Origin of the sequence: Oceanicoccus sp., from assembly GCF_029238675.1 — a bacterium.
GTDB lineage: Bacteria > Pseudomonadota > Gammaproteobacteria > Pseudomonadales > Dasaniaceae > Oceanicoccus.
This window is the reverse complement of record NZ_JAQWFR010000008.1, coordinates 26,336-38,851: the sequence shown is the minus strand read 5'-3', so window position 1 is coordinate 38,851 and position 12,516 is coordinate 26,336. Positions and strand designations below refer to the sequence as shown.

The window sequence follows — 12,516 nt, the reverse complement described above, 5'->3', positions numbered from 1 at the left end:
TAAGGCTACCCACTAAAGGGATTAATTTTTCTTCTGGTCAAAGACTGAGAAGGGGAACTACCATGGAATTTAAAAATCTATCGCCCTGGAACTGGTTTCATAAAGAGCGTGGCACTCATCCTGCCACTATTCCTATTACCTACCGCCAGCAGGACTCTTACCTGCCCGTAAACCGTTTACATAATCAAATTGATCGTTTATTTGGTGATATGTTTCTCGGGGATAGCGATGGTTTCTTTCCGCGGCTATGGCCTACACAGGATTCAGGTTTATCATTTTTCCCACGGCTGGATATCAAAGAGTCAAAGAATCACTATGATATCCAGATAGAGGTACCGGGAATGGAGCGTGAAGATTTTGATATCCAGATGGAAGGGAATAACCTGCTAGTGCGGGGCGAAAAAAAGTTTGAGCAAGAAAGCAATGAAAGAAATTACCATTGCAGGGAGCGCAGCTTTGGTGAATTCAGGCGAGTACTTATGCTGCCAGAGGATGCCGATGTAAAGTCTATACAGGCTAATTACAATAACGGGGTTCTCTCGGTCAGTATTAGTAAAAAACCTAGAGCACAGGTGCCAGGGCGTCGTATTGAAGTCAAGGGGTGACGGCTAATGAAACGTATTGCTATTAACGGTTTAGGCAGGGAAGGTCGCTCGATACTCCGGCAATATGCCCAGTCAAGCTTTGATCACCTGGAGATTGTTGCCGCTAACGATATTCTCAGTGCTGATAATATGGCCTATTTGCTGCAATATGATTCCGCCTTTGGACATTACCCACATCCGGTGTCTGTATCAGGTGATACGCTGTCCATTGCGGATAAAACCCTGGCTTTATTCCATGAGGAAAATCCGCAGAAGATACCCTGGATGGACCTGGATATTGATATGGTGATCGAATGCACGGGCAGGTTTGCTGATCGTGAAGCGGCCTTTGGCCATATAGCGGCAGGTGCGCGCCGGGTACTGATTGCGGCGCCAGCCTATGATGCCGATATTATGTTGGTGATGGGGGTCAATGAATATGATTTTGATCCAGAGCAACATAAGATTATTTCCAGCGCATCCTGTACCACTCATTCTTTGGCGCCGGCATTAAAATTACTACAGGATAATTTTGGTATTGAACATGCCATGGTCACCACCATTCACGCCTATACTGCCACCCAGTCCATGGTCGATACTGGCAGGAAAAAAATGATGCGTGGGCGTGCCGGTGCCGTCAATATTATTCCCACCACCACGGGTGCTGAGAAGGCGACTACGATGGTACTTCCCGAACTGGCAGGTTTGCTGACTGCGCTGGCGGTCAGGGTGCCGGTGGTTGATGGCTCCTTAACCGATGTTAGCGTTAAGCTCGCAACTCAGGTCACGGTCCCTGAGGTTAATCACTGTTTTAGAACCGCATCATCGGGCGATTTAAACCGGATCATTGGCTATACCGATCAACCTCTGGTCTCCTCCGATATTATTGCTGATCCCCATTCCTGTATTGTTCACGGCTTATCAACAAGAGTGGTAGCAGGCTCTGCCGTTAAGTTACAACTTTGGTATGACAATGAATATGCCTATGCCAGGCGCTGCCTGGAATTGGTGGATTTATTGCCTCTCCATTGAAAATAAATTCTGGATTTTAATCGGGTAATAGTATGAATGACGGCGGCCCTGATCATGATGTATTGGCTGATGCCAAAAAACTTCAGCCATTATTAACTCGTTTAAGGCGATCCCTGCATCGCTGTCCCGAGCTGGCTTTTCACGAGCATCAAACTGCCGGGATCATTATTGAGCAGTTAATCAAGCGAGATATTCCCTATGACTATGGCGGTGAAGGGCAGGGTGTTGTTGGTCGCCTGAACTGTGGTGACAGTGATGCCCCCACCATTGCCTTGCGCGCAGAAATGGATGCCTTGCCCGGCGAGGAGCATACCGGGCTGATATTTTCATCGCAGAATAAAGGTAGGGTACATGCCTGTGGTCACGATGCCCATATGGCTATGCTGGTGGGGGCGGCCATCTTATTACAACAGCAGCCTGTCGCCATTAATACCCTGTTAGTATTCCAGCCTGCGGAGGAGAGTGGTGGCGGTTCCCGTACAGTTATTGAGACGGGCCTGCTGGATAATGTGCGCGCCATTTTTGCGGGGCATGTTACCCATCATTATTCGCTGGGTGAAATTATGTTGGGGCAGGGAGTTGTTACCGCGCAGTCCGATCGTTTTGAAATTCGTATTCAGGGCAAAGGCGGGCATGGTGCAAGGCCTCATGAAGCCACTGATGCCGTGGTGATTGCGGCATCACTGGTTAATACCATTCAAACCCTGGTGGCTCGTGAGGTTGATCCCTTGCATCCGGCGGTGGTGACGATTGGGGAGGTGCATGCAGGTTCTGCCGCTAACGTTATTGCTGAGGAGGCCGTGCTGAGTGGTTCCATTCGTACCACCTTGTCAGCAACCCGCGATCGAATTCACCATGGCTTGCAACGCATGGTGTCAGCCTTCTCTGCTTTGCATGATGCCAGGGTAACGATGCAGATTACAGCCGGTTACCCACCGGTGGTCAATACTGAAGCCGAGGTGGAACTTGCCAGAAAGGCAGCGGAACAAGTTGTTGGGCAACAGGGCGTAAAAATAATGGACTATCCCAGTATGGGCTCTGAAGATTTTTCATTTTACTTACAGAAAATGCCCGGCTGCTATGTGCGTTTTGGTGCTCGCCAAAAAGACCAGCGCTTTGTGCCTTTGCATAGCCCGGAGTTTGATATAGATGAACAGGTTTTGCCGGTAGGGGCTGCGTTTTTTTCCCAAATTGCCAGGCAAGCTGAAACCTTATACCAGCACCGGAGGTAAAGGCCATGGCGGATAAAGAGGAGGTTATTCCCTTTAAGGCCGGTAGTGTTGATACCATAGGTATGGAAATTGAGTTCCAGTTATTGGACCCACTATCACTGGATCTGGTCGAAGGGATTTTGCCGCTAATGGAGTGCTATCCGGATAGCCCCTATATCAAACCCGAGTTTATTCAAAATACGGTTGAGGTGGCTACGCCGGTTTGTCACAGTATCGAAGAATTACATGACCAACTGCGCTATTTGGTAAAGGGGCTGTTAAGTCACTGTCAGGAGCTGGGAATCAAATTATGCGGCTCTGGTACTCACCCCTATAGTAAGCGGTTAGCGGAAATTACACCCCTGCAACGCTACCTCGATATGGAACAGGTAGAGGGCTATACCAGTCACACGCAAATTACCTTTGCCACTCATATTCATTTAGGTATGCGCTCTGGTGATGAGGCGATTGCTATTATGCAGGCGTTAACACCATACCTGCCGCTATTGATCGCCCTGTCTGCTAACTCCCCTTACTGGCGAGGTCATGATACGGACTACTGTAGCTTTCGGCATTTTATTCTGGCGGCACGCCGCAGTTATGGTGAACCTCCCTGGTTTAACCATTGGCAGAATTTTAATGAGTTTTTTAGTGTTGCCCAGCGCATTGGTATTTTCAAAACCATTCATGATATTCATTGGGATATTCGCCCCAGACCGCATTTGGGTTCCCTGGAAATTCGGGTGATGGATACCCAGCCCACGGTCACCGATGCCGTGGCCCTGGCCGCTTTTTTACAAATGCTGGTCGCTTATCTGCGCAGTGAGTCGGTGCCTGTTCGGCATTGCGCCCCTAATGCGCTACAGGATTGGATTAACCGGGATAATTATTATAAGGCGGCCCAGCAGGGTTTAGCGGCGCGGTTCTTTGATGAATACAGGGATATCAGTCTGCCGATAGTGCAATTATATTCCGAGTTAAACAGCCGGATTGATCCCGTGCTGATTGATCCTTTTACACGTGCCTGTTGTAAGCAGCTTGAAGAAAGAGTGTTTGCAGGTGGTAATGCTAAACGCCAGCGACAATTATTTAAACAATACGGTGATTTAAAGCCAATGACGGATTGTTTGGTGAATATGTTGGAGAAGGATCTGGCAAAGTGAAGAAAATAATAAAAAACGGTAGATTGCAATCCACTGCTGTCTCATAGTTTTTAGACGCTGGGAGCGAGCTGAGGTAGGCAGAGGGTTTTGAGACACGCTGCAAGCCGTCCATGGGCGCTCGACAAAATGCGTCCCTGCATTTTGACGGTCTCAAAACCCTCTACCTACCTCATCTCTTGCATATCGTTCACGTTTTTTATCACCATGGTAGGGGGTTTATGCTTTTTTTTGCAATAAAACTGAGAGAAAGCGTGATCTACAGGTAGTGAGCTGTCTGTTTTCAGGGGCGTCAAAATGCATGGAGGCATTTTGTCGAGCGCCCATGGATGGCTTGCAGCGTCCCCTGAAAATAGACAGCTTGCTACCGGATGGTTGGTGTGAAGGCTGTAAAATTCATGCCCCGAACCCACTGTACTCGATCTAACCAGCACGGAGAAAGAGCTGGAACGTCAATAGAAGAAAGTTGGTGAGACAGCAGTGGATTGCAATCCACCAAATCATTGCGGCTAAAACCGATAAGGAAATTTAAGCCCAAAGCTATAATCCGATGTATCCCGTGTCAGGCCAATGCCCAGCGTTGCCACAATGGAACTGTGCTGTGTTCTGGCATAAGTAACCCCTAGGTCAAAACTACCGGTACCGGGCTTGAGCCTGGTCGGTAAAAATCGGGGTAATAAGACTGGTTTGCCTGATATGTTTCCGTTTGGTGTCTAACATGCTTTATCAGCGGTAAATTTTATTGCAGCTCTTATTTGATGGCGATCAATATCTATGGCAGTAAAGGCCTTACTCTCGGTGACGTAATTCCAGTCTATACAACAACACCGAGGAGAACATTTATGAAAGTCAGTGAATTAATGAAGGCGGATGTACAAACCTGTCAGTCCAATACCAATCTTGAGACGGTGGCCATGCAAATGTGGAACTATGACTGTGGTGCCATTCCGGTGGTCGATGATGCGGGTATACCCACCGGTATAGTGACCGACCGCGATATTGCTATGGGGTCTGCGTTTCAGCATAAACCCTTGCAGGAGATAACGACACAGCAAGTGATAAATCACCGCGAGTTATTAAGCTGTAAACCGGATGATGATGTGGACACAGCTTTAACCATTATGATGGATGGGCAAATACATCGCTTACCGGTAGTTGATAATGAAGGTCTGCTAAAGGGTATTATCTCTATGGACGATATGATTTTAGTGGCCGATGCAAAAAAGACCAAAACTACGCCTGTGTCTACCGCGCAAGTGATAACAGCATTAAAACAAATCTGTGCCCCCGTAAAACAATCGCAGCAGATGGTGGGCTGAACATTATCGTTTGAGTCGTTGGCGCAACTGAGTGATCTGCTCAACGTTAGGTATTTGTGCCATGTAGCGATTAGTATTCGACCAGTTTAATCATGGCTTTGAAGCTTAATTTGATGGCGGTCAATAGGAGAATTCAAAGCGTAGTTACTATTTAAGCTCCAGTCAGTTCAAAACTCGTTTGTGGTTCTAATATATGGAGGTGATAATGGAGCACCGTAATGGTAACCGGGTAGCGATTAAGTTACCGGTGGAGCTTTTGCGCTGCGGCCGAAGTTTTGGTCGTTTTATGTCCCATAATATCGGTCGCGGTGGTTTGCAGGTGAATTGCCGGGGCGCATTAAAGAAAGGGGATTTTCTCACCGCTAAAATCGCCAAAAAAGCCGTTTCCCAGCGGCAAGCTAAAACAGCTAAGGGCTCTCAAACAAAAACAGCTAAAGGCTCTCAAATAAAAACAGCTAAAGGCTGTGATGGCAATTATTACCAGATGAAAGTGATAGTGATTCACTGTTCGGTTGATGGTGTTGGGTTGATGTGGGTCGATGGTGATATTCCATTTTTCCATACCCTTGACCGGTTGTTTTCTACGGCTGCATAACACAACTATAAAGTTCGGCTTAGCGTTTATGTTATAAGACTTGTATTTATTTTCGTTCTATTGCGATCCCCCCTGTTTGTTGACGATCTTTTTCGCGATAATCTGCGTTATACGGAATCCGTTAGTTATGGTCACGCCATAATAGCGGTGATTTTAATAAGGACCTGCAGTTTATATGAGCGAAACGAAAGCCAGTCAGCCCGATATTTGTCATCTGCGTGAAAGCGCAGATATGGGGGGCTTTACCACTGCGATAAGACAATGCGTGCGGGTACGAAAGAGCTCGATAAAATAAAAGAACAGCGAGAACAGTTACTGGCTCCTTTAATGGTTAACTTCTACGAGTGGTTAGAGACACTCGCTAACTCCCTCTAGCGACGACCGTCGAGGACATTGAAGCCTTGCTGCCTTGGAGTGTTGATCTCTCCTAGAAAATCCCTTTAGTAATTTACAATAATGGCTATCACAGGCGTGAGGCTGGCAGAACCCTGTCGTTAAAATACCGCTTACGAGTTAACTATTATTGACGATGGTGTTGGTTTTGACCTGGACGAGTTAATGGGATAGGGTGGTTTTGGTATTAGGATTATGCATTACTTGGCCAGTAGTATTGGTGCCTGTCTCAGGATTGATACTGGGCTGGGAGCGGGTGCTCATATTGTTTGTATTTACCCTTACCAGTTTTTGCCCATGAGTTAGTGGCAGAGCGTACTCAGTAAGATAAAGCAGCAATAGAGCGTATTGAGGTGACCTTATAGTGAAGCCTGGTGACAATATGGTGGCAACGGAAAAGCCAAGACCGGATACTGCTACATTAAAAAATATTTTTATTGTTGATAATCAACCGCTAATTCGGCGGGGTATACGCCAGTTGTTTGAGTCCGAACAATGGTTAAGCATTTGTGGTGAGAGCCAGAATGCTAAGGGTACCCCGCAGGCGATCAAGCAATGTTCACCGGACCTGGTGATTCTTGATATTAGCCTGCCCGATGGCAGCGGTCTGGAATTGATAAAACGGATTCATGCTATTGCTCCCAATCTACCGATACTGGTGTCTTCGATGCACGATGAACGGCTGCTCGCCGAACGAGCCCTGCAGGCAGGAGCTTTGGGCTATGTCAGCAAGCAGGAGGCGCTGGAGCATTTGGTAGGGGCGGTTAAAAAAGTCCTTGGGGGCAAAATCTATTTGAGCGAGGCGATGACCGACCGTTTATTGTTACAGCGTTATGCCAACTTTGAGGCTGGCATAGCACCTTCACCTATTAGTACACTGACCAATCGTGAGTTGGAAGTGTTTGAGCAAATCGGTGGCGGTTGTAGTACCTTGCAAATCGCCGAGCACCTTAATCTCAGTGTTAAAACTATTGAAACCCACCGAGCACACCTTAAAGAAAAACTCAATTTGGCGTCTTCTGCAGAATTAACCCGTTACGCTATGCAATGGTCTTTGCAAAGTACGATCGAATAGTGCTGGTTATGGCAGCAAGGATTCATCAACCATCGCTTTAAGCTCTGCGACTTTATTGATTCTGACGTAGGGCCGTTTAATCATTAGTATGCTGTGCTCCTGCAAACGAGTGAAGACGCGTGATACCGTCTCCAAAGCCATATCCAGGTAATGGGCAATATCCCGTTGTGGCATGGTCAGTTTAAATTCAACTTCAGATAACCCCCTGGCACGGTGGCGAGCCGACAGTTCCAGTAGAAAATAAGCGACTCTTGTATCGGCGCTGTATTTTCTTGCGGTCATCAGCATCAGCTGCCGTTCTCGCAGAACCTCCCCATGCACTTGTTGCAGCAACCAGTTGGGCGCAAAACGATTAGCTAAAGTTTTCAATGTATTAACAGGTGCCACACATAAAGTGGAAGTTTCCAGTGCCATGTATGACAAATTGTGACGTTGGTCGGCAAGGGCATCGGCACCCAGGATATCGCCGGGTAGCGCAAACCCCATCACTTGTTCATCGCCTTCTTCGGTACAAAAATAGGTTTTAAAACTCCCTGATTTAATAATATACAGTGTGCTTAAGCTGTCGCCGGCATAAAAAAGATGTTTTCCTTTTGCGAATCGCTGGGTGCGAAATAAACGGCTGTGGTAGCTGGCGGGCATATTGCGTTTCAACACGCCAGCAGCACAAACGGGTTTGGTGACGCAGTCATCACAGGATTGTCGGGCTATATGGGGTTGGGGTGGTTCTATGGTTAACGGTTTGGCGATATTGGCGGCGTTGAGCTCCGCCTTGGGTTTGGAATAATCAGTTTGAGTTGTTGTTTCCATATCAGATCCTTAATGGTTGGCGTCCACTAGCGTTTTTGTTAGTCCTGAATAACCTCTTGAAAAGAGGTGTATTTATAGCTGATACCGGGTTGCAAAGTGTTTCATAGTGGGGTGATGTTAAAACTAGGGGATAACCTGAAATGGTGGTCGGGGTTTTCGCTAAGGGGAGTTTAGGGTTCTGTTAGTACAGGTGAAATAAACATGTTACCCCAGCTATTACCCCGGAGGCCTTTTGTCCAGACATAAAAAAAGGCCTGCATCTCTGCAGACCTTTTAGAATTTGGCTCCGGATGTTGGGATCGAACCAACGACCAATTGATTAACAGTCAACTGCTCTACCGCTGAGCTAATCCGGATTTAACGTCAACTTCCGTCAACGAGGCGCGAATATTAAAGGGCCAGTAGGGGATCGTCAACCGTTTTTAGGCGCTAAACCCATGAATTTTTTGGTAAAAGCACACAGTGGCTAAGATTTGAGCTGATCGTCAATACAGGGTTGGTGAAGCTGGCTCAGGGTGTAGTAAACTGCTCCTTTTACCCGGATACTGTTAATGAGTAAACCCTTTGAAGTTGTCTCCAAATTTGCCCCTGCAGGTGATCAGCCTACAGCTATTACCGGTCTATTGGAGGGGGTGAAAGCGGGGCTGCGAGCCCAGACTTTACTGGGAGTAACCGGTTCCGGTAAGACATTTACCATTGCCAACGTGGTTGAGGGTATTCAGCGTCCCACCATTGTTATGGCTCCCAATAAAACCCTCGCGGCCCAGCTCTATGGGGAATTTAAGGAATTCTTCCCCAAAAACGCGGTTGAGTACTTTGTTTCCTACTACGATTACTACCAGCCTGAAGCCTATGTGCCTTCCTCTGATACCTTTATCGACAAAGATGCCTCGGTGAACGAGCATATCGAGCAGATGCGTCTTTCAGCCACCAAGGCGTTAATGGAACGGGAAGATACCATCGTGGTTGCCACCGTTTCTGCTATTTACGGTCTGGGTGACCCTTCGCAATACCTGAAAATGATGATGCACCTTGATCGGGGTGACCAGGTTGACCAGCGCTATATCCTGCGTCGTTTAGCGGAGTTGCAATACACTCGAAATGATATCGATTTTGCCCGGGGTACATACCGGGTAAGGGGCGATGTTATTGATATTTTTCCGGCAGACTCTGAAAAAGAAGCCGTGCGGGTTGAGTTGTTTGATGAGGAAATCGACAACCTATCCACCTTTGACCCACTGACTGGCGAGGTCTTACGCCGCTTACCCCGTGTGTCGATTTACCCTAAAAGCCACTATGTGACTCCCCGCGATACGTTGCTGGGCGCCCTCGATAAAATTGAAGAAGAGTTGCGGGGGCGTTTAAAACAATTGCGAGATAACAACAAGCTCGTTGAAGCCCAGCGCCTGGAGCAACGCACCCGCTACGATCTGGAAATGATTCGCGAGCTGGGTTATTGCACCGGTATTGAAAACTACTCCCGCTATCTGTCGGGCCGCGATTCTGGTGAAGCACCACCAACCTTGTTTGATTACTTACCCGATAATGCTTTGGTGGTTATCGATGAGTCCCATGTAGGAGTACCGCAATTAGGCGCTATGTATAAAGGCGACCGCTCCCGTAAAGAAACTCTGGTTGAATACGGTTTTCGTTTGCCGTCAGCGCTGGATAATCGCCCGATGCGTTTTGAGGAGTGGGAAAGCGTTGTACCGCAATTGATTTTTGTTTCGGCCACACCGGGCAACTATGAGGCGGAACATTCTGATCGCACCGTAGAGCAGGTGGTGCGTCCCACCGGTCTGATTGATCCTGAAATAGAAGTGCGGCCCGCTACCACACAGGTTGATGATTTACTGTCTGAAATCAATATTCGGGTGCAACAAGAAGAGCGTGTATTGGTCACGACACTGACCAAGCGTATGTCCGAGGATTTAACCGAATACCTGGGTGAGCACGGTATCAGGGTTCGCTACCTGCACTCTGATATTGATACGGTAGAGCGCGTAGAAATTATTCGCGATTTACGCTTGGGTGAATTCGATGTGCTGGTGGGCATTAACCTGTTGCGAGAAGGTTTAGACATGCCGGAAGTGTCTCTGGTAGCCATTCTCGATGCCGACAAAGAAGGCTTCTTACGCTCTGATCGCTCACTTATCCAAACCATTGGTCGCGCTGCCCGAAATCTTAACGGTAAAGCTATTCTCTATGCTGATAAAATCACCGGCTCCATGGAGCGCGCCATGGGTGAAACCGAACGACGACGAGAAAAACAGCTAGCCCATAATAAAGAAAACAATATCGTGCCTATCGGTGTGAAAAAGGATATTGCTGACATTATGGAAGGGGCCAGGGCCCCTGGGACGCGATTTGCCCGCAACGCCAAAGGCAAGTTGGTTGCTGAAGCGCCCGCTGATTATCAGGTTGAAGCTGCAGCTATGACGCCCAGGCAGCTGTCGCAAGAGATAAAGCGCCTCGAGCAGAAGATGTTTGAGCACGCTAAAAACCTTGAATTTGAGGAAGCTGCTGCTACTCGAGACAAGCTCACTGGCTTAAAAGCACAGGCCTTTGTCAGTTAAGCGCTAAGCCGCAGCGGAAAAGCACTCGAATCAGCTATTGGCGCTTGTGCGTGGGGCTGTGTCTCATTATAATCGTCGCCCTCAATACGACCGTAGCTCAGTTGGTTAGAGCACCACCTTGACATGGTGGGGGTCGGTGGTTCGAATCCACTCGGTCGTACCAGACACAAAAAAGCCCGCCTTGTGCGGGCTTTTTTGTGTCTGGTTTTCGCTGATCGCCTCGTCAGTCGACTATTTTGTAAAAACTCTGGTACCAATGCATCCGCTAACGATAACTCGTCAAATGGAACCAACAACAAGTGTATTAGCGGTGCCGGTGATGACAACCTGCCTTCGTTGGAACCCAGGGCTAACCTCTGTATAATTGCCAAGGTTAAAGTGACTAATACAAAGTGATACAAGGGTTCTTATGTCTTCTCCTTATTGGAGCGATTTTGTCCAAGGTTTACATCCCTACGTGCCCGGTGAGCAGCCCAAGGTGCAGGATTTAGTCAAGCTCAATACCAATGAAAACCCATATCCGCCTTCACCCAATGTGCTAAAGGCTATCAGTGATGAAGCTATTAATGCTTTGCGTTTATACCCTGACCCTAAAAATAGTGCTTTAAAAAAGTCTTTGGCCAAAAGCTTTGCGTTAAATGAAAACCAAATCTGTTTGGGTAATGGTTCTGATGAGGTTCTGGCGTTTGCCTTTCAAGGACTGCTAAAGCACAACAAACCCGTGCTATTTCCTGCTATTACCTATGGCTTTTACACCGTATATTGTGGCCTGTATGAAATTGATTATGTCGAACTGCCACTGGCTGACGATTTTTCGATTAACCTGGCCGATTACCAGCGTGACAATGGAGGTGTGATTTTCCCTAATCCCAATGCACCAACCGGAATAGGGAAGGGGTTGGCTGATATAGAAGGTTTTATAAAAGGCAATCCTGATAGCGTGGTGATTGTTGATGAGGCCTATGTCGACTTTGGTGCTGAGTCTGCCGCTAGCTTAATTGATCGCTACCCTAACTTATTAGTGGTACAGACCCTATCCAAGTCTCGCTCGCTGGCGGGTAGTCGTGTCGGTTATGCCCTTGGTAATGCAGACTTAATAGAAGCTTTGGAGCGAATCAAAAACTCATTTAATCCTTATTCTATCGATCGCCTGGCGGAACTCGCTGCAACGGCTTCTATAGAAGATGTGGATTATTTTAATCACTGCCGCCAAAGAATTATCGCTACCCGAGAGTGGACGGTGGAGCAGTTGCAGGCATTGGATTTTGATGTATTACCTTCAATGGCCAACTTCGTGATGGTAAAGCCAAATAGTATTAGTGCGGAGTCTTTATTTACTCAGCTACGTGAGCATAAAATCCTGGTACGCTACTTCCAAAAGCCTCGCATCGAAGAGTATTTACGTATTAGCATCGGCACTGATGAAGAAATGCAGGCTTTGGTGGCGGCTATAAAGAGCATTCTTTAACTACCCATCCTTGTCATTCCCGCGAAGGCGGGAACCCAGATTGCATGCTGTAGATTTCCGCTATTGCGGAAATCTACAGTGCTAGATTCCCGCCTGCGCGGGAATGACGTGACGTGACGTGACGTGACGTGGCGTGACGTGGCGTGACCTGACGTGGCGCGGGAGTGACGGGAAGAAATAGTAAATCTTCCAGCTTTACAAACCACTCTGCTCTGGTAGAGTGTCCGACTCTTTTACCAATAAGCAATACAGATCAAAAACTACAACTTCACGCGGGCTTTGGTAAGGTTCGC

10 protein-coding genes and 2 tRNA genes are annotated in these 12,516 nt (G+C 47.6%); 10 read left to right on the top strand and 2 right to left on the bottom strand.

Features of this window, described 5'->3' with window-relative positions; genetic code table 11:
- Positions 1 to 62 precede the first annotated feature (62 nt).
- The 7 genes from P8H32_RS03440 (at position 63) to P8H32_RS03410 (ending at position 7,369) form a co-directional block, all read left to right on the top strand.
- Positions 63 to 605, top strand: coding sequence for an Hsp20/alpha crystallin family protein (locus P8H32_RS03440; RefSeq protein ID WP_297291057.1), 543 nt, complete (start codon positions 63 to 65; stop codon positions 603 to 605).
- Positions 606 to 611: 6 nt separating this feature from the next.
- On the top strand, positions 612 to 1,616 hold the full coding sequence (gene gap / locus P8H32_RS03435) for a type I glyceraldehyde-3-phosphate dehydrogenase (RefSeq protein WP_297291056.1): 1,005 nt from the start codon (positions 612 to 614) through the stop codon (positions 1,614 to 1,616).
- Positions 1,617 to 1,648: 32 nt separating this feature from the next.
- Positions 1,649 to 2,848 (top strand): M20 family metallopeptidase, encoded by a 1,200-nt coding sequence (locus P8H32_RS03430; protein ID WP_301088468.1) that lies wholly within the window; start codon positions 1,649 to 1,651, stop codon positions 2,846 to 2,848.
- A gap of 5 nt (positions 2,849 to 2,853) precedes the next feature.
- The gene (locus P8H32_RS03425) at positions 2,854 to 3,990 is read left to right on the top strand and encodes a YbdK family carboxylate-amine ligase (protein WP_297291054.1); all 1,137 of its coding nucleotides are present in this window, start codon (positions 2,854 to 2,856) and stop codon (positions 3,988 to 3,990) included.
- A gap of 839 nt (positions 3,991 to 4,829) precedes the next feature.
- Positions 4,830 to 5,306 carry a CBS domain-containing protein gene (locus P8H32_RS03420; RefSeq protein WP_297291053.1) on the top strand — a complete coding sequence of 159 codons (477 nt, stop codon included), beginning with the start codon at positions 4,830 to 4,832 and terminating at the stop codon, positions 5,304 to 5,306.
- A 205-nt stretch (positions 5,307 to 5,511) separates the two neighbouring features.
- On the top strand, positions 5,512 to 5,901 hold the full coding sequence (locus P8H32_RS03415; protein WP_297291052.1) for a hypothetical protein: 390 nt from the start codon (positions 5,512 to 5,514) through the stop codon (positions 5,899 to 5,901).
- A 757-nt stretch (positions 5,902 to 6,658) separates the two neighbouring features.
- Positions 6,659 to 7,369: a response regulator transcription factor gene (locus P8H32_RS03410; RefSeq protein ID WP_297291051.1), complete on the top strand. Its 711-nt coding sequence runs from the start codon at positions 6,659 to 6,661 to the stop codon at positions 7,367 to 7,369.
- A 6-nt stretch (positions 7,370 to 7,375) separates the two neighbouring features.
- Here P8H32_RS03410 and P8H32_RS03405 read toward each other — a convergent pair whose 3' ends face one another.
- Together P8H32_RS03405 and P8H32_RS03400 are read right to left on the bottom strand one after the other, a co-directional pair.
- Positions 7,376 to 8,179 (bottom strand): cyclic nucleotide-binding domain-containing protein, encoded by an 804-nt coding sequence (locus P8H32_RS03405; RefSeq protein ID WP_297291050.1) that lies wholly within the window; start codon positions 8,177 to 8,179, stop codon positions 7,376 to 7,378.
- A gap of 281 nt (positions 8,180 to 8,460) precedes the next feature.
- Positions 8,461 to 8,535 (bottom strand) — tRNA-Asn (locus P8H32_RS03400).
- A gap of 195 nt (positions 8,536 to 8,730) precedes the next feature.
- Here P8H32_RS03400 and uvrB point away from each other — a divergent pair.
- The 3 genes from uvrB to hisC all read left to right on the top strand — a co-directional run bounded on the left by uvrB (position 8,731) and on the right by hisC (position 12,223).
- Entirely contained in the window at positions 8,731 to 10,755 is a 2,025-nt protein-coding gene (uvrB, locus tag P8H32_RS03395; RefSeq protein WP_301088467.1) for an excinuclease ABC subunit UvrB, read from the top strand.
- A gap of 86 nt (positions 10,756 to 10,841) precedes the next feature.
- A tRNA-Val gene (locus P8H32_RS03390) sits at positions 10,842 to 10,918 on the top strand.
- A 246-nt stretch (positions 10,919 to 11,164) separates the two neighbouring features.
- Positions 11,165 to 12,223: a histidinol-phosphate transaminase gene (gene hisC / locus P8H32_RS03385; RefSeq protein ID WP_301088466.1), complete on the top strand. Its 1,059-nt coding sequence runs from the start codon at positions 11,165 to 11,167 to the stop codon at positions 12,221 to 12,223.
- The last annotated feature ends 293 nt before the right edge of the window (positions 12,224 to 12,516 follow it).